This is a genomic window from Arthrobacter sp. MMS24-S77 (assembly GCF_054888235.1).
In genome coordinates this window covers 2119107-2140430 of sequence record NZ_JBTZRN010000001.1, presented here as the reverse complement: position 1 = coordinate 2140430, position 21324 = coordinate 2119107, and the positions used below count along the sequence as shown (strand labels likewise).

At 62.1% G+C, this 21324-nt stretch carries 19 protein-coding genes; 15 read left to right on the top strand and 4 right to left on the bottom strand.

Going from position 1 to position 21324, the window contains the following annotated elements; all coding sequences use genetic code 11:
- The first annotated feature begins 32 nt into the window (after nucleotides 1-32).
- The 4 genes from ACX5I4_RS09760 to ACX5I4_RS09745 all read left to right on the top strand — a co-directional run bounded on the left by ACX5I4_RS09760 (nucleotide 33) and on the right by ACX5I4_RS09745 (nucleotide 4370).
- Nucleotides 33-986 (top strand): ATP-binding cassette domain-containing protein, encoded by a 954-nt coding sequence (locus tag ACX5I4_RS09760; protein ID WP_461838689.1) that lies wholly within the window; start codon nucleotides 33-35, stop codon nucleotides 984-986.
- Nucleotides 983-1942, top strand: coding sequence for an ABC transporter permease (locus tag ACX5I4_RS09755; protein WP_461836476.1), 960 nt, complete (start codon nucleotides 983-985; stop codon nucleotides 1940-1942). The genes ACX5I4_RS09760 and ACX5I4_RS09755 overlap by 4 nt, the downstream gene beginning before the upstream one ends.
- The gene (locus ACX5I4_RS09750) at nucleotides 1939-2961 is read left to right on the top strand and encodes an ABC transporter permease (protein WP_461836475.1); all 1023 of its coding nucleotides are present in this window, start codon (nucleotides 1939-1941) and stop codon (nucleotides 2959-2961) included. The genes ACX5I4_RS09755 and ACX5I4_RS09750 overlap by 4 nt, the downstream gene beginning before the upstream one ends.
- 89 nt (nucleotides 2962-3050) lie before the next feature.
- Nucleotides 3051-4370 carry an NADH:flavin oxidoreductase gene (locus ACX5I4_RS09745; RefSeq protein WP_461836474.1) on the top strand — a complete coding sequence of 440 codons (1320 nt, stop codon included), beginning with the start codon at nucleotides 3051-3053 and terminating at the stop codon, nucleotides 4368-4370.
- Nucleotides 4371-4502: 132 nt separating this feature from the next.
- Here ACX5I4_RS09745 and ACX5I4_RS09740 read toward each other — a convergent pair whose 3' ends face one another.
- The 3 genes from ACX5I4_RS09740 to ACX5I4_RS09730 form a co-directional block, all read right to left on the bottom strand.
- Nucleotides 4503-4904, bottom strand: coding sequence for a hotdog fold thioesterase (locus tag ACX5I4_RS09740; protein WP_461836473.1), 402 nt, complete (start codon nucleotides 4902-4904; stop codon nucleotides 4503-4505).
- 8 nt (nucleotides 4905-4912) lie between these two features.
- Nucleotides 4913-6133: an acetyl-CoA C-acyltransferase gene (locus ACX5I4_RS09735; RefSeq protein ID WP_461836472.1), complete on the bottom strand. Its 1221-nt coding sequence runs from the start codon at nucleotides 6131-6133 to the stop codon at nucleotides 4913-4915.
- Between the two features lie 234 nt (nucleotides 6134-6367).
- Nucleotides 6368-6946: a TetR/AcrR family transcriptional regulator gene (locus tag ACX5I4_RS09730; protein WP_459340994.1), complete on the bottom strand. Its 579-nt coding sequence runs from the start codon at nucleotides 6944-6946 to the stop codon at nucleotides 6368-6370.
- A gap of 241 nt (nucleotides 6947-7187) precedes the next feature.
- Here ACX5I4_RS09730 and ACX5I4_RS09725 point away from each other — a divergent pair, with 241 nt between their 5' ends.
- The gene (locus ACX5I4_RS09725; RefSeq protein WP_461836471.1) at nucleotides 7188-8189 is read left to right on the top strand and encodes a helix-turn-helix domain-containing protein; all 1002 of its coding nucleotides are present in this window, start codon (nucleotides 7188-7190) and stop codon (nucleotides 8187-8189) included.
- Here ACX5I4_RS09725 and ACX5I4_RS09720 read toward each other — a convergent pair whose 3' ends face one another.
- On the bottom strand, nucleotides 8190-9803 hold the full coding sequence (locus tag ACX5I4_RS09720; protein WP_461836470.1) for an FAD-binding oxidoreductase: 1614 nt from the start codon (nucleotides 9801-9803) through the stop codon (nucleotides 8190-8192). It abuts the gene before it with no gap.
- A 216-nt stretch (nucleotides 9804-10019) separates the two neighbouring features.
- On the opposite strand from ACX5I4_RS09720, the gene ACX5I4_RS09715 reads away from it, so the two are divergent.
- The 10 genes from ACX5I4_RS09715 (at nucleotide 10020) to ACX5I4_RS09670 (ending at nucleotide 21285) form a co-directional block, all read left to right on the top strand.
- Nucleotides 10020-10796: an SDR family NAD(P)-dependent oxidoreductase gene (locus ACX5I4_RS09715; RefSeq protein WP_461836469.1), complete on the top strand. Its 777-nt coding sequence runs from the start codon at nucleotides 10020-10022 to the stop codon at nucleotides 10794-10796.
- Nucleotides 10797-10966: 170 nt separating this feature from the next.
- Nucleotides 10967-11194, top strand: a complete 228-nt coding sequence (locus ACX5I4_RS09710; RefSeq protein ID WP_461836468.1) for a hypothetical protein — start codon at nucleotides 10967-10969, stop codon at nucleotides 11192-11194.
- 611 nt (nucleotides 11195-11805) lie between these two features.
- The gene (locus ACX5I4_RS09705) at nucleotides 11806-13062 is read left to right on the top strand and encodes an ABC transporter substrate-binding protein (protein ID WP_461836467.1); all 1257 of its coding nucleotides are present in this window, start codon (nucleotides 11806-11808) and stop codon (nucleotides 13060-13062) included.
- A 70-nt stretch (nucleotides 13063-13132) separates the two neighbouring features.
- A complete protein-coding gene (locus ACX5I4_RS09700; RefSeq protein ID WP_461836466.1) occupies nucleotides 13133-14080 on the top strand; it encodes a carbohydrate ABC transporter permease in 948 nt (315 codons plus the stop codon).
- Nucleotide 14081: 1 nt separating this feature from the next.
- Nucleotides 14082-14918 carry a carbohydrate ABC transporter permease gene (locus tag ACX5I4_RS09695; RefSeq protein ID WP_459341001.1) on the top strand — a complete coding sequence of 279 codons (837 nt, stop codon included), beginning with the start codon at nucleotides 14082-14084 and terminating at the stop codon, nucleotides 14916-14918.
- 48 nt (nucleotides 14919-14966) lie between these two features.
- Nucleotides 14967-15977 (top strand): nucleoside hydrolase, encoded by a 1011-nt coding sequence (locus ACX5I4_RS09690; protein ID WP_459341002.1) that lies wholly within the window; start codon nucleotides 14967-14969, stop codon nucleotides 15975-15977.
- A 106-nt stretch (nucleotides 15978-16083) separates the two neighbouring features.
- On the top strand, nucleotides 16084-17259 hold the full coding sequence (locus ACX5I4_RS09685) for a Gfo/Idh/MocA family protein (RefSeq protein WP_461836465.1): 1176 nt from the start codon (nucleotides 16084-16086) through the stop codon (nucleotides 17257-17259).
- 1 nt (nucleotide 17260) lies between these two features.
- The gene (locus tag ACX5I4_RS09680; protein ID WP_461836464.1) at nucleotides 17261-18262 is read left to right on the top strand and encodes a sugar phosphate isomerase/epimerase family protein; all 1002 of its coding nucleotides are present in this window, start codon (nucleotides 17261-17263) and stop codon (nucleotides 18260-18262) included.
- A gap of 1581 nt (nucleotides 18263-19843) precedes the next feature.
- Nucleotides 19844-20254, top strand: coding sequence for a C-glycoside deglycosidase beta subunit domain-containing protein (locus tag ACX5I4_RS09675; protein ID WP_461836463.1), 411 nt, complete (start codon nucleotides 19844-19846; stop codon nucleotides 20252-20254).
- Nucleotides 20251-21285, top strand: a complete 1035-nt coding sequence (locus ACX5I4_RS09670) for a sugar phosphate isomerase/epimerase family protein (RefSeq protein ID WP_461836462.1) — start codon at nucleotides 20251-20253, stop codon at nucleotides 21283-21285. The genes ACX5I4_RS09675 and ACX5I4_RS09670 overlap by 4 nt, the downstream gene beginning before the upstream one ends.
- Nucleotides 21286-21324 lie beyond the last annotated feature (39 nt).

Sequence of the window (21324 nt, the reverse complement as noted above, 5' to 3'; positions counted from 1 at the left end):
ACGTCAGCTCCCGTGATCGGCTCTTCGTCGAGATGCGCCGGCTCGCGTCCGAGGGGACCGCCATCCTATTCATCTCGCACCGCATGGACGAAGTCGCGGAAATCTCGGACCGGGTCACCGTCCTGCGGTCCGGACGCAGCGTTTCCACCGTGGAACGCTCTGATCTATCCATCAATCGCTTGATCGCGGACATGACCGGAAACTCCGGCCCCGACCACACCCGGCGGCAACCGCATGTTCCCGGAGACACCGTCCTCCAGGGAGCCGCGGTCCGCCTGGCACCGGATTCTAAACCCATCGACTTCGAGCTGCGCGCTGGAGAGATCGTGGGCCTCGCCGGGCTCGAGGGCCACGGACAGGACCAGTTCATCAAGCGCCTGGCCGGTGTGGCTGGCGGGGCAGGCCGTGTCATGCGCGTCCTCCCCGAGGGCGCCACAGAGGTTACGGATCGAATCGGGGATGCTCTGGGTGTGGCCTACCTGCCCCGGGAACGTCGCGGGGAATCGCTGTTCGAGTCCATGTCGATCAGCGAAAACTTCGCGCTCCCGACCCTTGCCAAGGACCGCCGCGGCGGGCTGCTGGACATCCGCAACACTGCCCGCCGGTTCGAGGCCTTCGCCCAGTCACTCTCCCTGCGCTTCGGCGCCGCCCACGATGCCATCTCCACCCTGTCCGGCGGCAACCAGCAGAAGGTACTGCTGGCCCGCTGGCTTGCCACGGACCCCAAGGTCCTGCTGCTCAATGACCCCACCCGAGGGGTCGACATCGGGACCAAGCGGGAAATTTACGCAACCCTGCACCGGCTCAGCGCCCAAGGCATGAGCATCGTGGTCCTGTCGAGCGAAGTCGACGAACTCGTGGAACTCGCGGACCGCGTCCTAGTTTTCCGCGACCAAGCGGTATTTGCCCAGATCCCTTACACACAGCTGTCCACCGAATCCATCGTCGCCGCATACTTCGGCCAGAAATCAGAGGTCCTCACATGAACCGCGTCCTGACCCTGTTCCAGCGCTGGCCCTTCGCATTTGCCTTGCTGCTGGCACTGGTGCTGCTGGTGCTGAACCTTTTCGTCTCACCGTCCTTCCTCTCTCCCGCCCGCCTGCCCGGTACGCTGGCCACGCTGGCGCCATTCGTGCTGGTGGGATTCGCCTCCACACCGTCCATCCTTGCGGGTGGCATCGACGTTTCGGTGGGTCCTCTGGCCACGTTCATCAACTGCTTCTTCGTCGCCATCCTTATCCCCGCGGGGCTAGGCAACTGGCAGTTGGCAGCTCCTATCCTCCTAGTTGTTGCCGCCGGGGCCGGAGCGTTAAACGGAATCCTGGTCGCCGTCCTGCGTCTGCACCCGGTGGTCGCAACCACCGGCATGCTTTTCCTGCTCGTGGGCCTGTCGCTGAGCATCGCCCAGAACCCGGTCGCCGCACCAAACAACTGGACCGAAGTGTTCGCCGGAGGCGTCGGCATTCTCCCGGGCGCTCTCCTGACGATTGGTGTCGCCGGGCTCATCTGGTTCGTCCTGCGCCGCACGGCCTTTGTCAGCAATCTCCTGGCCACCGGCGAGAGCGATGTCTCCGCCTACGGTTCCGGAGTCAACATCAAAGCTATCCGGATCCTCGCTTACACCCTCGGCGGGCTGTTTGCCGGGATCGCCGGCATTGCGTTGACCGCCATTGTGCAGTCATCGCAGTCCTCGCTCGCCTCCACGTATGCCCTGCTGGGCCTCGCTGCCGCCGTCCTGGGCGGAACCAGCCTCGCCGGCGGCCGCGGTGGCCTGTTGGGCGCATTCTTCGGAGCGGCCTCCATCTATCTCCTGCAGCAATTACTCACCGCCTCGGGCGTGGCTCCCAGCCTCATCCAATTCGCCTACGGCGCCGTACTCGTCGTCGGCGTCGTGCTTGGCGCGACCCTGCTGGCACCCCGTTTGAAGAGGAACGCATCATGACCACTGACACAGTGCCCCCCGCAGAAACAACCCAGGTCCGGATTTCCAGGCCCTGGACCAGGTTCAAGGCATGGGTCTTCGAGGTGCCTGCGTTACAGGTCCTTGTCGTACTGGCCTTGGCGGCCTGGCTGGTCATCACCATCCCTGCCATCGCCAACCCCAGGTCCGTCACCTCGATCCTGGTCATCACTTCCCTGTTGGCCCTGGCGTCCCTAGGCCAGACGCTCGTGGTGATCTTGGGCGGACTGGACCTGGCGGCGCCCGGCTACATCCTCTTCGGCGCCTTCGTGGCGGCGAACATCGCGGGCAAACTCGCGGTCCCGGCGGTTGTCACTGTGCTGATCACGGTTCTGGTCTGCGGCGGCATCGGTACCCTGATCGGCTGGATCTGCCACCGCTTCGCGGTCCAGCCATTGGTGGTCACGCTGGGTACCGGCGCGGCACTGACGGGAGCGACGCTATTCCTCGCCGACGGCGACTATTCCTCAGCCCCGCCACAGGCGCTGCGTTCTTTGGCGAGTTTGCGGGGAACCGCCTTCGGCATGCCGTTCCCGCCGATCATCCTGATCGTGCTCCTCTGCGGGGTGGGCATGTGGATTTTCCTCAACCGCACCGCGGCCGGACGCCGCTTCCATGCTACGGGAGTCAATTTCCGCGCCGCGAGGCTGACGAGGATTCGCACCTCCGCTGTGTGGACCCTGGTCTTTGCCGCCTCCGGCGCCCTGTCCGGGACCGCCGGCATCTTCATTGCCTCCTACGGCTCGGGATGGTCGCAAACCATCGGGGAGCCGTATCTGTTCTCTGGCCTGGCCGCCGTCCTGGTTGGAGGCACCATCTTTGGCTCGATCCGCGGCAGCTACACCCGGACACTGCTCGGCGCACTCACCCTCACCCTCTTGTCCACGATCATCGTGAGCAACGGACTCTCCGAGGCGCAAAGCCGCATCATCTTCGGGATCATCATCCTTGCCGTGGTTTCGCTCTACGGCAGGGAACGTCACGTGCGCGACAGGTTCTGAGTTCCAAGCCGCCCCCCGATCCAAACGACCCGAACGTAATCCCGGATGAATCATTTCATCGCGGTTGCACTGAAATCCAAGGAGAACAAATGTCCCCCGAGACCGCCACCGTTGCCGAGGTCCTCTCGAGCCCCTGGAAAATCGACGGACTTACCATCAAAAACCGCTACGTCCTCAGCCCCATGGCCGTGCTGCGGCCCACGAAGGACGGTCACCCCAGCGATCAAACCATCGCGTTCCTCACCACGCGGGCACGCGGAGGCGCGGGGCTCCTGATCGTCGGCGGCACCGTTGCCACCGAGCGCGGGAACCAGGAAGCACCTTTCCAGCCACTGATGCGCTTTGACCACGATGATTTCATTCCTGGACTCAGGCGCATGGTGGATGCCGTCCATGTACACGACGTCCCGATCTTTGCCCAGATCTTCCCGAGCTTCGGCGCCATGGGGGTGCCGGGAGAGGACCGGCCCACCCGGGCTGCGAGCCCGAAGCCCGTGCGCATGGCCGCACCCCGCCTCCCGCACGGCCTGTACATTCCCGGCGGCAGAACGAACCCAACGCCGGAAGAGATCACCAAGGATGAAATCCTTGAGGTCCAAGAGCAGACAGTGGCCGCCGTACGCAGGGCCAGGGCCGCAGGCTTCGACGGAGTCGAGCTCGGCGCCCACATGCGCTACCTCTACTCCTCCTTCCTCTCACCACGCACCAACTGGAGGACTGACGAGTACGGTGGAAGTCCTGAAAACCGCGCCCGCATCCTCGTCGATGCGATCCGTGCCATTCGCGCCGAGGTCGGCACCGACTATCCGGTGGGACTGAGGATGAGCACCAACGATCACCTTCCTGATGGCCAGGGACCCGAGGGGTTCGCTGAGGTCGCGGCAATCGTCGCAAAGGAAGGTCTTGGATACATAGCCCTGAGCGATGGAAACTACGAGTCGATGGACAACAACCTCACCTCCGAATCCGGTGCCATCATCGAGCACGGAGAGCCGCAGGCGTTCCGTGCCGCCATGCCCAAGGTCCCGCTGCTTCTGAGCAGCACCTACGACCCGAGTCAAAGCGCAGACGCCATCACCTCCGGGTTTGCCGACGGAATCATGCTCGCCCGGCAACTGCTGGCCGACCCTGATTTCCCCAACAAGGTCCTCCAGGGCCGGCAAAATGAGATCACCTGGTGCGATCACGACAATTCCTGCCTGCGCCGCTTGATCCTCAACGTGCCCGTCCGTTGCCGCAAGAACGAGACCATGGGACGCGAAGCGGTGCTGGCGGGGACCAAGGAACCGGTCTCGGTCAAGCTTCAGCGCCCGGCCCAGAACCTACTGATCGCCGCCACAGGCTCACCGTTCCTCATGGGAATTGCCGACAAGCTGGCAAGCGCCGGGGCGAGGCCACCAAAAGACTGACACCAGCACCGTGCCGGACTTCCGTCCATGACGGGGATCCGGCGCGGCTCGCTTGGCACAGAGACGTGCGCCCGGCCTCCAGATCGTGGAGTCCGGGCGCACGCATATGTAGAACGCGCTGCCTCGGAAGCCTCAGCCGGCCTGGCGCAAGGCCCTGCCGGTTCCTCTGTAGATGGCCACGGTCCGCTCCCCCGCCCGCACCATGACATCCACAATCATCCGGCGGCCCTCATGGAAGCTCACTTCCGCGGAGGCCACCAGTTCGTCGGCGATGTGGGCCGGGGAAATATAGGAGATCGAAGCCTCTGCGGTTGCGATGCCGGCGCCGAAAGTGTTTGCGGCCATGGCGAACGCAGTGTCCGCCAGCGCGAAGACCAAACCACCGTGGGCAATACCGTGCCCGTTGGCCATGTCGGAGGTGACCGTAAGGACTGCCGTGGCGCGTCCTTCGCTGGCGCTCAGCACCTGAATGCCAAGCCCTTCCAAGGCCCGGTCTTCAGCCAGCATTGTTCGGGCCGGGTCTGCAATAAGCATTGCTTCTTTCACGAGAGCCTTTCCACTACCATCGCCATGCCCTGGCCGCCGCCCACGCACAGCGTGGCCAGGCCGAGAGAACCGTCCGTGGTTTGCAAACCGTTGATCAGCGTTCCGACCAGCCGCGCACCGGTCGCTCCGAATGGGTGGCCCAGTGAAATGGCACCACCGAACGGATTTACCCGCTCAGGATCCGCACCCAGCTTGCGCACAACGGGAACCACTTGGGCAGCGAAGGCCTCGTTAAGCTCAACGATGTCAATGTCAGCGATTGACAAGCCCAAACGATCCAGCAGACGGTTGGATGCGTCCACCGGACCCAGTCCCATGATTTCCGGCGAGAGTGCGCTGGCGGCACTGCCCAGGACGCGGGCCAGCGGCTTGAAACCGAGTTCACCCGCACGCCTGGCGCTCATGACCACCAAGGCCGATGCGCCGTCGTTGAGCGGGCTGGCGTTGCCCGCAGTGACGGTTCCGGCTTCGTGGAATACCGGTTTGAGGTCGGAGAGGGTTTCCAAGGTGGTGCCCGGGCGCGGGCCGTCATCGGCGCGAACCACCGCGCCAGCAGACGTGGTTACCGGTACGATCTCGCGCGCGAAATAACCAGATCGGATGGCCCGTTCCGCCCGGAGCTGAGACTCAAGGGCCCATTCGTCCTGGTCCCGGCGCGTGGTGCCGGTTAGGCGTGCCACGAACTCTGCTGTCTTGCCCATGGATACGTACACATCGGGCAGCTGCCCGTCATTCCTGGGGTCGACCCATGGCTGGGCCGACTCGAAAATGTCATTGGCCCACCGCGCCGCCTCCGCGAAGACGGGATGGGGGTTTTCGACGATAGGCGGTGTCGAACTAGTCGATTCGACGCCCGCGACCAAGAACACCTCCCCGTCGCCGGCCCGTACTGCCTGCGCCGCCATCGCGGTGGCTTGCAACGATGACGCACAGAAGCGGTTCACTGTGACCGCCGGGACGCTGTCCATCCCACCAAGCACCATGACACGGCGTCCGATGTTGTCGCCCTGCGCGCCCTGCGGCACTGCACATCCGACGTAAGTATCGGCAAACTCGGAATGGTCCAGCTGCGGAACCGCCGCAAGCACGCCCCGGATGGCGGCCAGCGCGAGGTCTTCGGGGCGCTCGGTGGCCAGCGAGCCCTTGCGGGCCCGGCCGATCGGTGTCCTCCGGTAGGCGACGATGACCGCGTCATTCGGCGCAGTGGCAGTGTTCACGATGAGGCCTCCTTTCATTGTGGCCGACCTGCGCTACCGGCTGGCCCTAAGGGCCGGAAGGGACGGGCTGGGGCGGGCGTAGACTCCACGTTCGCGACGGGCATCGATCAAATTCATGCACCCAACGCCCACCCAATATATACGATCCGTATCGTATCCTACAAGCCACAAGCCCCATCCGGGCCTGCTGACGCATGCGGCAATCACCGATCAACGTGGACTATCTTGAGGCCACTAACCTACGGCGAGCCCCTCAAGGGCCGTCTGCAGGATGGAGTCGGTAGCCTTGGCGTCAAGGGGGCCCGATTGGAACAGCAGGCGGAAGTACAGAGGGGCATATAGAAGTTCCGTGACGACCTGGGCATCGAGATCTTTCCGCATCGCCCCCTCGCTTATCGCTCGCTCAACCAGCGACGTAACGACCTGCGCGCGGGGGCTCCAGAAATGCTGCTTGAACTCAGCCATTGTTGCCTCATCCTGCTGGCATTCACCGATCAGTTGCGCCACAAGCCGCCCCTCACTTCCCGAGTAGACCTCCGCGAGTGAGGCCATGTGCTCACGAAGCGCGTCGATCGCCGGCACATCTTGGCGCACCGGCGTCCGCGCAACGTGATTATCCAGGAATGTGTCAATTACCACGGCAACCTTGCTGGACCACCACCTATAGATGGTGGTCTTACTGACACCAGCCTCGCGGGCAATGCGCTCAATGGAGAGCTTTTGCACCGTAAGTCCGGTGGGCCCCCAATCTTCGAGCAACTTCATGGTTGCTTCCAAAACTGCCCGACGACTTTCTTCGCTTCTGATTGCCATGCGTCAACAATACGTGCCAACCCATCCAATACGGAACGTACACAATCATGAGCGTTAATTGAACGCTTGGCGCATCGCGAAAAATCCGCGGACCTTTGCGCAGCAGAGTGGCGCGCCGTACACTACGTACGAACCGTATCGAACCCTAAGGAGGGGTAGTGACCGCAACTTTTGCCACCGTGCGCAGCACCGACCTGCCTGCGCCGCAGACCTCCTACGGAACCGAATCCGACGCGGACCGATGACTTCCGTACTGGATACCCGATCGGTTCCTCCGGCCGAACGCGTGGAATACTGGTCGGCGGGCATTGCCGAGCACTTCTTCACGATGAACGTCGAGTCGGTCGCTGCGCCGTCATTTGAGGCCCGCTTGGCCAGTGGCCGAATCGGCCCCGTCGGGGTTCAAATAATCCAAGGACTTGCGCACCGGGTGAGACGCACCCAGCGGATGATCGCCACCGACGATCCGGAGTGCCTCTTGCTGTATGTGGTCGCCAGGGGCCTGATCCATATCGAACAAGACGCCCGCAGCTGCACCCTTCGCCCCGGTGACATGGCCTGCCAAGATACCTCGTACCCTTCCACGTTCGAGGGCCGCGATGGATTCGAGTTGCTCGTCTTCAGCATTCCCCGGTGGTTCATCGGTGCACCCTACGAGGGCATCGCCCGGCGCTCCGCGACGCGAGTGGATTCGGGCCAGGGGCGGCTCACCCCGCTGGCAACGCCGTTCCTCGCGCAGCTCGCCCGAACGGTGGTGGGTGGCGGAGGCCTCGCGGGCAGCGACGGGGATAGCGTTGCAGGGATGCTGCTTCCCATGCTTCACGGTTTGTACGGCTCACAAGAGACTTCCGATCGGCGTTCCGGTCCCGAGGCACTGCTGGCGCGGATGCAGCGATACGTGATGGAGCACCTGCACGACCCCGAACTCGGCCCCGACCAGATCGCGCGGGCCCACTACGTGTCCACGCGCTACGTACACAAGATCTTCGCCTCCACCGGAGCCGGGGTGGCGTCCTGGATCCGCGAACGCCGGTTCGAGGGTGCCGTTGGCGAGTTGCGGCGGTCCCCTGAAACGACAATCGCGACGGCGGCAGCGAGGTGGGGATACCGCCATCCCGCGAGCTTCAGCAGAGCGTTCCGGGAGGTCTACGGCCGACCCCCACGGGAAGCCAGGCGCCTGCCTGATCCCGCGGGGAAGCCCCCACCTGCTCGTCTGGGCAGGGACTTCCCCGAAGGTTCATGATCAGGACTGGGGGAAGCCGGCCTCCCGCAGGCGGGTGCCCCAAATCCCTGACTTACCGGGAGCAATAATCCCGTTCGGGTCAAGGGTGTCCTTGATCGTCTCGTTGAAGCGCCGCAGCGCGTGGTCGTTGAAGCCGAACTGATCGGCCGCTAGGTCCATGAAGGAGAGGTGTGCCCGGTATTCGCCGTAGCCACGCTTACCCGCTTCCGCGACCATGCGCTTGGCCAGGGCGTACGCCTTGGCCACTTGTTCCGGGTTCTTGGTATCGAAGGCGATCACGTTGATGAACGTAGTGGCGCGGGCATTGATCGGAAGCATGCCGCCCAGGAAGTCGAGCCCCTCCTCGGCGCACATCTCCTTCATGAGTTTCTGGGCGCCTATCGCCTGTTGACCTGTGAGCGGGATAACGGGCGAGAAGTCGACGTGGCCGCCCTCCTCGCCGCCGGACCAGCCCGCCATCTTGTACAGGTCCTGGCTCGGCACGCCGATCTGTACCCGCTCGTGCGGGTTGGGCAGGGTCTCCCACGCGTCAGCCCCGTGCTTCTGGCCGGCCAAATCCACGCTCGGGATCTGCAGGAAGCGCTCCTGGAGCTTGGCGAAGTTGTGGTCAACCACGGCCTCGTCGCCATATAGGGCGAAGCGCATCATCCAGCGGCCCAGGCCCATTTCCTTGGCGATCTTGTCGATGACCTCCTCCGGCATCGGGCCCTCACCGGTGTACCACTCGGCGCGGGTGGTGAGCATCGAGGCCATGCACAGCGTGTTGGACAGTTGCGGGCGCATGTCAATGGTGCCGGCCAGCATCAACTCGCGCAAGGCGTCGACCACCGCGGGCATCCGCTCTTCATCCCAGACACGCAACCACAGCGGCATGTACACATCGGGCTTGGGCATCAGCCAATAGCCCATCTTGGTGACAATCCCGTAGTTGGACTGCATGAACATCTCGGTTGAGGTCGGTCCCAGTCCTCGCTTGTACAGCGGCCAGGTCGGGTTGTTATCCATGGCGCCCGAGCCCGTGCGCATGAGATCACCATTGGGGAGTACCACCTCGAAACCGCAGTGCGAGGCCTGATCGATCGAGTAGGGCATGTAGGTAAGCCCATGCTCGAGCGTGTTCGAGACGACGCCGCCCCATCCGATGTCAACGATGGAGGCAACGAGGTTGTGCCCACCGCTCTTGATGGAGTCATGCAGGTCGTACCAGCTCACGCCGGGCTCCACAATCGCGTAGCCGAGTTCCTCGTTGATCTCCAGCACCCGGTTCATCTCCCGGAAGGAGAGCATCACGCTTCCGCGAACCTGCGGAGCGGCCCCGCCATAGCCGTTGTTCTTGCCGCGGCCGATGGGCCACAGCGGAACGCGGTACTTGTTGGCGATCCGCACGAGGGCCTGAACGTCTTCGGTGCTGGTGGGGCTGACCACAGCGGAGGGAAGGTTGGTTGCTGTTCCCGGGACCTGAAAAGGATCCTGGAAGTCCTGCAGGGATTCGGCATCGGTTGCGACATTCTCGGATCCAATGGCCTCGGCGAAGGCGACGAGCGCGGCCTCGAGGTCGTCCTGGGTGACGCCCGGAGGGACCGGCCGGGTCGATGTCGCGGAAGTGTTGCTCATTTTCATCATCTCCTTTGATGCGGTGTGACGTGTGTAACACGCGATCTTCATCCTGCGCGATCCCGCGCCCGAACGGTCCGGCTGCGGCGTGATGGTGCAGTCCGTGCACAGAACTGTGCACGGACTGCACCATCACGCCCTTCCAACCTGCGGTCTCCCGCTCGTTGTGGTTGCATGGGCGCCAATACAGGTGACGAGGTGAACGGAGAAGGAACCATGGCTTCTGGCCGATTGGAAGGAAAAGTCGTCCTATTGACGGGCATCGGAGGCGGAATGGGCCGGGTGACTGCCGGGTTGTTCGCACGCGAAGGCGCCACGGTGGTCGGCTGCGACGTCGATGCCAACGCGGCCGCCGAGACGGTGAGGCTCATCGAGCACGAGGGTGGTTCCATCGATTCGAGCGCACCCGTGGATCTGGGCAGCCGAGAGGAGATCGATCGCTGGGTTGGCGCCGCTATCGAACGCCACGGCCGGATCGATGTGCTCTACAACAATGCCAGCAAGCCAAAGTTCGCGCCGTTCGCCCAGATGAGCGGTGAAGATTACCGGTTCACTATCCAGAACGAGTTGGATCTGGTCTGGCATACCTGCCAGTCGGTCTGGCCGCACCTGGCCAAGGTCGGCGGAGCCATCGTGAATATCGGTTCGGTCGCGGGAATCCTAGGTGCACGTGCCCTGCCGCAGGCGGCCCACGCCGCGGCGAAAGGTGCTGTCATTGGCCTGACCCGGCAACTCGCCGCGGAGGGCGTCGCCGTCGGCATTCGCGTTAATCGCGTGAGCCCCGGCGTCATGGCAACCCCGCCGGTGCTGGCGATGTTCGCAGAGTTCGGCGAGAACGCCCCTGTCGCACCAATACTTGAGCGCACGATCGACGGCAAGCCGGGCGATCCGCTCGCTGTCGCCTACGCCGGCCTCTATTTCGCCTCCGATGAAGCAAAATGGGTCACCGGCTCTCACCTTGTCGTGGACGGCGGGGCCCACGCGGTGATGTAGTTCCTGGCGACGGCCAGGGCCTCGGCTGCAGTCCAATACGCAGTCGAGGCCCATGTTCCCTGCTCGGTTGCGAGTTCCGCCGTCGAACTCAAGGGCAGAACATTGGCCACAGGCCGGTCAACCGGCACAACTTCGTCCACTACGCCCGACTCACCTCGGACGTCCTTGGCTTGTCCACGCAAACGATCGCCATCAACAACCCCGCCCTCGCCAGCTCGGCCGCCGCCACCGAAAACACCGCTTTCGGACCGTTCTTCCTCGAAGACACACCCGAAATCTCCTTCGGAAGCGCAACCGCCGGCGCCCCCGCACTGACGGCCGCGACCTCGACAACCAAGCCTGGGCCCGGACCCGCCTCGACGTCATCGTCGGCCCGTGGAAATCCAAAATTGCCCTGAGCTTCTGCAGGCGTGGAATAGCGCTATCGTCGCCTGACAGTCACCCACAACCCACTCCGCGTAGGCGCCAACGACCAAGCTTTCCGATGATCCTCTCCCGCGTGTTGCTGGAAGTCCGCTCTTCAGGAGGCGCCGGCAGAGCAACCTCGATGACCTAAGTCCCTCGTCCAAGGCTTACGACTCAAATGAGTGAAGGTGGAGTTCGTCAAAGAGAGCCCGGTCTTCGCCGGAGAGGACTCTCCCAATGGACAGCCAACGGACAGTACCCGCAGTCACGCTCCGTCATGCCCTGAAGCTCGGCGAATTGCCGGTAGGCCTGAGGTCTGGAAACCGAAGTATCCTCAGCGCCAACCTCGATGCGAGATCAAACAGCACGCTTGCGTCCTGTTTACAAACGCCCGCAACTCCACTTCGTGCTGGACCTTTTGCAAAAATAGCGCATGTGTAACAATTTAGTACCAGCCCTTCTCTCGCGGACTTGCTGGCAACTACATTGAATACGCTACGTATCTAATCGAATGCCCGCAGAACAGGCGTAGGAGATTCAGACTGCACGGCAGACAACGAAGTCAGAGAGGCCTAACATGGCGCACTATCATCGAACCCGACGGGTGGCAACCTTGCTGGCCGTCCCTATCCTTGGATCACTCGCCCTCGCAGGCTGTTCCAGCAACGCAAACCCAGCCGGGGGCGGAAACGAGATCGCAATCGCGTTCGGCGTCACCACGGGCCAGACAAACGCCTATCAGGAGCTTGCCGCCGAGTACCAGAAGCAGCACCCGGACGTTAAGCTCACCCTCAACGCGATTCCCCTCGATTCCTATGACCAGACAATCCGCACCCAACTCCAGTCCGGGAACGCGTCTGACATCATAGCGACCACCCCGGGCAGCGGTCAGGCCTCCAGCGTGATCACGCTGGCCAAAGCGGGACTCCTTCAGCCGCTCGACGACTCGGCCACCAAGACGATTCCGAAGGGGAACGAGGAGCTCTTGCAGACCGACGGGAAAACGTACGGTCAAGCGCTGGGGCTGACATACATCGGCACCGTTGTGAACGAAAGCTTCATCAAGGAAACGGGGATCTCTTACCCCTCCGATTGGAACTCGCTGCTGGAAGCGTGCTCGACGGCAAAGTCCAAGGGCAAGTCCCTATTCGTCATTGCGGGGCAGCTTCCGCCATCCACGAGCTCGACTGCGCAGATCATCGCCGCCACACGGGTGTACGCGAAGAACCCGGACTGGAACAAGCAGCGGGCGGACAAGAAAGTCACTTTCGCGGGGACGCAGGGGTGGCAGGACACTCTCGAGGCCATTGTGAAAATGAAGGACGCCGGCTGCTTCCAGGACGGTGCCGCCGGCGCCGGACCTGAAAGCCTTACTCAAAATCTGGGCGCCAAACCATGGCTTGCAGTCACGGCCCCCAGTAGCGTGACCGGAGAGCTTAGTGGAGCCGCACCCGACCAGTCCTTCAGTGTGTCAGACTTCCCTCCCGTGTCCTCAGGCGACAAGCACTTTGGGTACGCGAACGCCAATTTCTCCCTGTCGCTTACCAAGTCGGCTCCGCACACGGATGCGGCGAAGAAGTTCCTCAACTGGGCGGCTGAGCCGGAGCAAACTGCACTCTTCGCAAAGGTACAAGGTACCCTCCCCGTAGGCCAGACGAAGGAAGCCGATCTAGCGGGAACTCCATATGCGAATGTCTCTTCGCAACTCGCCAAAGGCGACTACATCGCGATGCCCAACTCAAACTGGCCCAATGCCGCCGTGACCGATGCGCTCGCGTCCGGAGTTCAAGGTCTCCTCACTGGCCAGCAGACACCTGACCAAGTCCTGCGAGCAATGGATAGTGCCTGGGATAAGAAGTAGCCACGCCAACCGGGTGCGGGGCCCGGAATTCCCACCGGGCCCCGCCTCCTGACTAATCGAGGATCACCTCATGACTATTACAAAGCCAGATCTCGCACCTCCGCCGCCGCCCGGCCGATCGATACCCAGCCCTGCCAGCACTCCTAGAACCCACACCGGTCTTTCCTACGGTCACTGGTGGTGGGCTCTTCCCGGGGTGCTGTTCGTCATCACCATTCACTATGCCTCAACGGCGATCGGCGGATTCTTTGCATTCACGGACTGGACGGGGTTGGGTTCTTTTAACTGGATCGGCCTTGACAATTTCGTAGCGATCTTGTCTGAACCATCCAAGCTCCTTGCTCTAGGAAACACCCTGTTCCTGGCATTCGGATCGGTCATCATCGTCAACATTGCGGGATTGGCTATAGCGCTGGGGCTCAATCGCGTAATCCGGACACGATATATACTCCGGGTTTTGTTCTTTATGCCCGTAGTGCTCAGCCCGCTTGCTGTGTCCTACATCTGGAAGTTCATTTTCGACTTCAATGGCCCTCTAAATGCGGCACTGAAAGCTCTGGGCCTTGGAGAATACACTCGGTCCTGGCTTGGCGATCCGCAGTTCGCGATCTGGGCGATTGTCATCGTTGCGTGCTGGCAGCAGGTGGGGTTCTCCATGGTCATTTATATGGCTGGGCTAGCGTCGGTGCCGACGGATATAGAAGAAGCTGCGGCAATCGATGGGGCTGGCCTATTGCAACGCCTTTGGTATGTCGTGCTTCCTGCCATCCGACCGGCCGTCGCAATCTCCACCACCTTAGGAATTGTCAACGGCCTGCGGATTTTCGACCAGATTCTGGCTCTTACCAACGGAGGTCCGGCAGGAGCGACTGAAACCCTTGCGACCCTCGTCTACAAGCAGGCCTTTTCACTCGGCAACTTCGGCTACGGGGCGGCCCTGGCGGTCGTACTGACCGTCATTATCTTCTTTTTTGCCGTCGTTCAGCAGCGGGTAACCGCCCGTAGATCGGAGAGCTGACATGTTTCGCTACACGAAATTCACGCTGGCACGGGAGATAGGTCTCTGGCTCATCGCTGCCCTATTTCTGCTGCCCTTCTATTTCCTCATCTCCACCGCGCTCAAACCAGACGCGGAAGTATTCTCAGCATCGGCGCTGGCGCTACCTCAGGAACCGACGATTGCCAATTTTGGTTCCGTGTTGTCGGCCCGCGGCAATTCAAACGTCGTGCTCGGCCTGGTCAATAGTCTGATTATCACAGCTGGAAGCATCCTCGGCCTCGTTGTCCTTGGCTCCACGGCCGGCTATGTCATCGCCCGCAGCACTCGGCGGTTGGGCCGGATCGCGTATTATCTATTCCTCATCGCGATCGTCCTCCCGACGCAGCTGGGAACCGTTCCCCTATACATTGGTGCGCGCGGCTTGGGCCTTACGGGCTCGCCCTTCGGAATGATTGTGCTGTTCTCCGGAATGTTGTTACCGCTATCGATATTCATATATGCCGGATTTATCCGTGAGCTACCAGTCGAGTACGAGGAGGCTGCGACGATCGATGGAGCGGGTCGGACCCGCATCTTTACGGGAATTATTCTGCCGCTGATCTCTCCAGCAACGGGAACCGTCGCAATTCTGGCTGGCCTGATTGTGTGGAATGACTTTTTCACGTCACTCATCTTCCTCGGAGGTTCAAACAACCAAACCCTCCCAGTAGCGATGTACTTCTACATCGGCTCCATGGTCTCATCATGGAACAAGATTTTTGCCATCGTGATCGTGTCGATGGTCCCAATTCTCGCGTTTTACCTGTTCGCCCAACGGAGATTCATCCAGGGTTTCGCAGGAGGCCTCAAAGGCTAATGAGAACGATTATTGACATCAAATTCCCGCGCGGAAAACGATAACGGCATGGCAACTCCTCGCGCACGAGTAATCATCGACAACGACTTTTCCGGCGATCCTGACGGCCTCTTCCAACTCGTCCATCATTTGCTGTCGCCTTCCGTGGAGATCCCGTTCGCGATTGGCTCACACCTCTCTCCGGACGATCCATTCGATTCCTCCTCTCGACAGGCTGACAATGCAGTCAAGGTAGCGAAGGAAATACTTTCACTGCTCGGGCTCGAGAGGCAGCCTCCAGTCCTGCTGGGATCCAATGTCGGTCTCAGCTCACCCATCGAGCCGATCCGCACTGAGGCCGCTGAGGCAATCGTTGCCGAGGCCATGCGGGAAGACACCGATCTTCCCTTGTACGTCGCTCTCGGAGCAGGGCTTACTGAGCTCGCGAGCGCACATCTTATCGAACCCCGGATCGCCGAACGGCTTACAGCAGTTTGGATTGGGGGCGCTGAGCCTGAGGGCGTCGCCGTCGGGCCGAAGGGCCCCAGGGGAATCGAGTACAACCTGAACATCGATGTTACGGCTGGGCAAGTGATTTTCAATAACTCTCAGATCCCGATCTGGCAGGTGCCCCGCAATGTCTATCGCCAGTGCCTGGTGTCCCGCGCAGAACTTCACTCGCGTGTTAAGCCCATGGGGCGTATCGGCGCCCACCTGATCGAGGCGATCGATCAGGTGTTTGACGGCGCGGAAAAGGTCGGCCTACTAATGGGAGAGACCTATGCGCTCGGAGACAGCCCACTGGTCCTGCTCACCGCCCTGCAGTCGTCGTTCGAGCCGGATTCATCGTCCAGCTTCCACTCGACGGTGCCCACGCCCAGGATCAACCCGGACGGGTCGTACGGGGCGAACCCTGACGGACGTCCGATGCGGCAATACACGCACGTCGACAACCGGCTCATGTTTGAAGACTTCTATCACAAGATCGCCGCCTTTGCGGCGGAGAACCCTGACCGCCAAATCGCGACAGGCCGCGATGACAGCCTTCATCGGGCGCGGGGCACCGTTCGAAGCGACTGAGCGCCTTGGCATTCCCGCGCACCCCAAACAGCAACAAGACAACACGCCGTCGGACGGCCAGAGGCTACAAGCCCCATTCGGGGCCGCAAATCATAGGAGGATGACAATGTTGCGCACAACGGCAGCACCACAGCCCTTAGGGGTGGCCATGATTGGGTACGCCTTCATGGGCAAAGCCCACTCGAATGCATGGCGCAATGTTGGAAGCTACTTCGACGTGCCAGCCTTCGAGCAGAAAGTGCTCGTCGGACGGGACGCCGCCCAGGTTGCCGAAGCCGCTGCCAAATACGGCTGGGCCGAGTCCGCCACCGACTGGCGATCCGTGATCGCGCGGGATGACATCGACATCGTGGACATCTGCGCCCCGGGCTGGATGCACGCCGAGATCGCCATCGCCGCCTTGGAAGCAGGCAAGCACGTGCTCGTCGAGAAACCGCTCGCCAACACCCTGGCCGAGGCAGAGTTGATGACGGCCGCCGCGGCGGCAGCCCGCGCGCGCGGCATCCGATCCATGATCGGCTTCAACTACCGCCGCGTCCCGGCGCTGGCCTTGGCGCGCGAGCTCATCTCCGAGGGCCGCCTAGGCACGCTCCGGCACATCCGTGCCGCGTACCTGCAGGACTGGCTCGCCGACGCCGAGTCCCCCATGACGTGGCGACTGCGCAAGGAAACTGCCGGCTCGGGCGCCCTGGGTGACATCGCCTCGCACGCCGTCGACCAGATTCAATATTTGACCGGGCAAACCGTTTTGGAGGCCTCTGGCGTGTTGAGGACCTTCGTCGCTCGGCGCCCTGGCCCGGACGGGCTGGAAGACGTCACCGTCGATGACGCGGCATGGGCGACCTTCTGGCTCACAGGCGAGATGGGGGCCTCCGTTGAAGCATCCCGCGTGGCGACCGGCAAGAAGAACAGCCTCCGGATAGAGGTTTACGGCACTGACGGCGCACTGACCTTTGATTTGGAAAACCTTAACGAACTGAACTTCCTCGACGCCACGGTGCCTGTCCGGGAGCAAGGATTCCGGCGGATCCTGGTCAACGAACCCGAGCACCCGTATCTTGAAGCGTGGTGGCCACAGGGTCACATCATTGGCTGGGAGCACACTTTCACGCACCAGATCCGGGACTTCCTGGCCGCCATCAGCAACGGCGAGCCGCCGACGCCATCGTTCGAGGACGGCCTTCAGGTCCAGCGCGTCCTGGCCGCAGTCGAAGAGTCAGCCAAGAACAAGAGCACGCTCACCGTCGTCGACAGCGTGGCTTTGGTCGTTGAAGGAGCCTGACATGCCCCGCCCATACACCCTGTTCACCGGCCAGTGGGCCGACCTGCCCTTCGAGGAAGTCGCCCGCCTCGCCTCCGGCTGGGGCTACGACGGCCTGGAAATCGCTGTCTCCGGGGACCACCTGGACGCCTGGCGCTGGGACGAACCCGGATACGTCGAGAACAAGCTCGCCATCCTGGACAAATACAACCTCAAGGTCTGGGCCATCTCCAACCACCTCAAAGGCCAGGCCGTCTGCGATGACCCCATCGACTTCCGCCACCAGGGAATCGTCGGCGCCAAGGTCTGGGGCGACGGGGACCCCGAAGGCGTCCGCCAACGCGCCGCCGAGGAAATGAAACACACCGCCCGCCTCGCCCGCGCGCTCGGGGTGGACACCGTCGTCGGATTCACCGGCTCCTCCATCTGGCAATACGTCGCCATGTTCCCACCCGTCCCCGAAAAAATCATCGAGGCCGGCTACCAGGACTTCGCCGACCGCTGGAACCCCATCCTGGACGTCTTCGACGAATGCGGTGTCCGCTTCGCCCACGAAGTCCACCCGAGCGAAATCGCCTACGACTACTGGACCACCGTCCGGACCCTCGAAGCCATCGGGCACCGCGAAGCGTTCGGGCTGAACTGGGACCCCTCCCCCTTCATGTGGCAAGGCATCGACCCCGTCTCCTTCATCTGGGACTTCAAGGACCGGATCTACCACGTGGACTGCAAGGACACCAAGCTCCGCCCCACCGGCCGCAACACCGTCCTGGGCTCCCACCTGCCCTGGGGCGACCCCCGCCGCGGCTGGGACTTCGTCTCCGCCGGACGCGGCGACGTCCCCTGGGAATCAAGCTTCCGCGCCCTCACCGCCATCGGCTACAACGGCCCCATCTCCGTGGAATGGGAAGACGCCGGCATGGACCGCCTCCACGGCGCCCCCGAAGCCCTCGCCGCCCTCAAGAAGTTCGACTACCCGCCCTCGCAAACCAGCTTCGACGCCGCCTTCAGCTCCAAACCCTAGGGTTGGACCCTTGCGGACACCTTTCAAATCTCTTTAAGTGCAACCGATCGAGGCGTCAATGACGTGAACGGCGACGCGCATAACCTAAAAGGGAAATTGGCATTAGATTGACGAAAGCAAGAATGAAAAAGAGATAAATCCAATGACTCAGCGTTCCTCCTCGCCCTCACACTCATGACGCCGTTACAGCCGTGATTGGCTGCCGACACATCAACCCGTTGGGAGCGCCCCTCCTGATCTTGCTGCCGCTTAGATTCTGCGCGAACTTCGGGCGTTGGTGATAACAGGCCTCATGGCCGTGGATCCTTCCCCCGCCCGCCCAGACGACGATTACGCTGATGTCTTTGCCCATTTACAGCCTGCTTCGACTTACCCGAGAACAGACTGGCGTTGGGCTACATATCAGGTAAAAGCGGGCACCTATATCCGCACAGGTCGGCACAATGATCACGAGGCTCGCCCCAGGCCGCTGCGAGGCTCGGCTTAACCCGGAACTGCCGCCGGGAACAACAATAGAAAAATGGGGCGCCCAAGTCGGATAGACGCCGAGTCATCGGCCCAGAGAATAGGCTGGAGCTCACCATCTATCCGTCAAACCCGAGCCGAGGCCCCCAAGGCAGGCGAAGGCAGCGCATGACCAAGTGATGCAGGACCGCTCATCAGCGTGGAGAGCGCTCTCAGTAATTCCTCTGCTCCGAGCGCTCTTCTTTCAGCGCCGAACCGGCATCGGTGTTTTTTCAACCCGGATGGCCTAACAACCTGACGTTCACCGGCGCCCGGAAGGCTCTGGATCAGCCCATCATGGACCGCGCCCACCAGCTCGCCGGACTCAAGAGCAACGTCATCTACCTCTCCCGAGACGCGAAACGGCCCCGCCCGCAACCGTCGGCGCGAGGCCACCGGCGTCACGATCAGCCGGATCGCGTCCACGCCGAGGCCGATGAGAGCGGCAGGGTCACCGCCCGAATCGGGGTCAGACCACCACCGCAGCTCCGGCCATCGACCAGGAAGCACCGGGGCATCTTCGACTGGCCACCCCCGCCCCCCAATCAACCCACATAGGCACTAAGCCCGCGCACCCGGCGGACCGGAGCCAAACGTTGCAGCGGGCCGCGATCGCCCGTGACCACGCGGGCTGGTGCTGGTCACTGGCAGCACTGAGCTAACTCGTGAGACGGCATGAGTCGACGGCTCAAACCGTCAACACTCGCTCCGCAGTGGCCTTTGCATGCGTGAGATGCGAGCGGCATGCAGCCAACTTCACTATCGAACTCGAAAACCGGAAGTCATCGCGTCAGTAAGATTCTTGCGAATTTGTTGCATCTGCGACAATTTTGCACTAATTTGGAAGAATACTTGGACGCCCGGCGCGCAGCGTAGCGAGGGATCCGTGGTCCGACATCTTGGAAGTCAGGGGCTGAGACCGATCAGCAACTGGACCGAAGATGCTCAGCATTGCAATGATCTCGGGCATCACGCGGAACCACCCCCAACGCGACACTGCTACGACGCACTGTCGCAGATCTGCGGCAGGTGGCTCGGCCAAGGCGCCACTACTGGAATCAACCTGAGGAAAAGCCTGTGAGTGCCACTGAAAGAGTGATTGGTGGGGACGAAGTCCGGGTCAACCAGGCGGGGAATGCGCAAGTTGACTTGCGCCTGCCTTGGTACCGGAGCCTCGCTCCGTCAACTGTTGAAGACATCGCCGTCTCGATTGACGGCCACACCATACCTCGAAATGAACTGACTGTAGAGATCAACGGGATCGAAAGCGAGCTCGACGCCATCGCGGATCGGTGGCAGGAGACCTGGTTCGTGCAGGACCGGGCCATCGTTCGCTTCCCGGCCCCAGGAGATCTCAATGGTGCCGTCAATACGACGCTATCCATCACGCTCCGGATCCCATACATCCTAACCGGCCCTGATTCTGCGCTGAAGCGGAGCACCAGTGAGACCCGCAAGCTTTCTGTCGTCCGTGAGGAGCAGCCATGACCGCATCGAACAACTACTCCTTGCCAACAATTGGGTCCGGCCTGACCCTATATTCCCTGACGAATGAGTGGCTCAGCGGGCAATTCGACCTGGAGCAAATTCTGCGCGAAGTTGCCGCACGGGGACTGGGCCCGGGGGTGGAGGTCGTCGGGTATCAGTCACTGCGAAGCTTCCCCGACATCGACGACGCGACGACAGACAAGTGGCATGGCCTCATCGACGAGCTTGGCTTGGTTCCCACCTGCCTGAGCTCAAATGTCGACATTGCGCTTCGCTCAGATCGGTTCCTGAACGCCGATGAGATGACAGAGCTGCTCGAACGGCAACTTCGCACAGCGAATAAGCTCGGGTTCAACATCGTACGTATCCAAATCGGGGCGTCGGCAGAAGTAATCCGGCGGGTCACTCCGCTTGCTGAGGACCTGGGCCTGCGCATGGGTATGGAACTCCACGCACCGGAGGGACCACGCACCGAGAGCATCATGCGTGTGCGCGACCTCTACGCCGAACTTGATTCGCCGGCACTGGGATTCATCCCCGACTTCAGCGCCACAATGCGTGACATTCCCCTGACGGAGCAGCACCAATGGGTCGAAGCCGGCCTGCCCCAGGATCTCGTGGACATTTTCGTTGAGAACTGGCGAACCGCGCCCGGCACAATCAAAGACCGTTTTCAGGCATTCCGCAGGCTGGCACTCGCGCGCGGCGCCTCGGAAGAAGCAATCGCTCCGACGGTAGGTGCGCTGACAATGCACGGCACAGAGCCAATGGAGAGCTGGTATGACATCGCCGGCCAGATCATCCATGTCCACGGCAAGTGCTACGAGTTTGATGCCGTCGGTGACGAGCCCAGCATCGACTATGACGCTGTCGCTCGCCTGCTGGTCGATATTAACTACAAGGGCTATATCTCCACCGAATGGGAGGGGCACTACTTCGCCTCCTCCAACGTCAGCGCTTTCGACCAGGTGCAGGCCCACCAGAGACTATTGGGCCGCAGCTTGGAAAAGGCAGCCGGCACGCGCATCTAAGTCCGTGCTTGGGGCTTCGAGCTGCCACTCGGAGCCCCA

What these genes read in the sequence shown, in the direction of transcription:
- ACX5I4_RS09760 (WP_461838689.1), top strand. Translation starts at nt 33, where the DNA reads ATGCGCCGGCTCGCGTCCGAGGGGACCGCCATCCTATTCATCTCGCAC.
- ACX5I4_RS09755 (WP_461836476.1), top strand. Translation starts at nt 983, where the DNA reads ATGAACCGCGTCCTGACCCTGTTCCAGCGCTGGCCCTTCGCATTTGCC.
- ACX5I4_RS09750 (WP_461836475.1), top strand. Translation starts at nt 1,939, where the DNA reads ATGACCACTGACACAGTGCCCCCCGCAGAAACAACCCAGGTCCGGATT.
- ACX5I4_RS09745 (WP_461836474.1), top strand. Translation starts at nt 3,051, where the DNA reads ATGTCCCCCGAGACCGCCACCGTTGCCGAGGTCCTCTCGAGCCCCTGG.
- ACX5I4_RS09740 (WP_461836473.1), bottom strand. Translation starts at nt 4,904, where the DNA reads ATGCTTATTGCAGACCCGGCCCGAACAATGCTGGCTGAAGACCGGGCC.
- ACX5I4_RS09730 (WP_459340994.1), bottom strand. Translation starts at nt 6,946, where the DNA reads ATGGCAATCAGAAGCGAAGAAAGTCGTCGGGCAGTTTTGGAAGCAACC.
- ACX5I4_RS09725 (WP_461836471.1), top strand. Translation starts at nt 7,188, where the DNA reads ATGACTTCCGTACTGGATACCCGATCGGTTCCTCCGGCCGAACGCGTG.
- ACX5I4_RS09720 (WP_461836470.1), bottom strand. Translation starts at nt 9,803, where the DNA reads ATGAGCAACACTTCCGCGACATCGACCCGGCCGGTCCCTCCGGGCGTC.
- ACX5I4_RS09715 (WP_461836469.1), top strand. Translation starts at nt 10,020, where the DNA reads ATGGCTTCTGGCCGATTGGAAGGAAAAGTCGTCCTATTGACGGGCATC.
- ACX5I4_RS09700 (WP_461836466.1), top strand. Translation starts at nt 13,133, where the DNA reads ATGACTATTACAAAGCCAGATCTCGCACCTCCGCCGCCGCCCGGCCGA.
- ACX5I4_RS09695 (WP_459341001.1), top strand. Translation starts at nt 14,082, where the DNA reads ATGTTTCGCTACACGAAATTCACGCTGGCACGGGAGATAGGTCTCTGG.
- ACX5I4_RS09690 (WP_459341002.1), top strand. Translation starts at nt 14,967, where the DNA reads ATGGCAACTCCTCGCGCACGAGTAATCATCGACAACGACTTTTCCGGC.
- ACX5I4_RS09685 (WP_461836465.1), top strand. Translation starts at nt 16,084, where the DNA reads ATGTTGCGCACAACGGCAGCACCACAGCCCTTAGGGGTGGCCATGATT.
- ACX5I4_RS09680 (WP_461836464.1), top strand. Translation starts at nt 17,261, where the DNA reads ATGCCCCGCCCATACACCCTGTTCACCGGCCAGTGGGCCGACCTGCCC.
- ACX5I4_RS09670 (WP_461836462.1), top strand. Translation starts at nt 20,251, where the DNA reads ATGACCGCATCGAACAACTACTCCTTGCCAACAATTGGGTCCGGCCTG.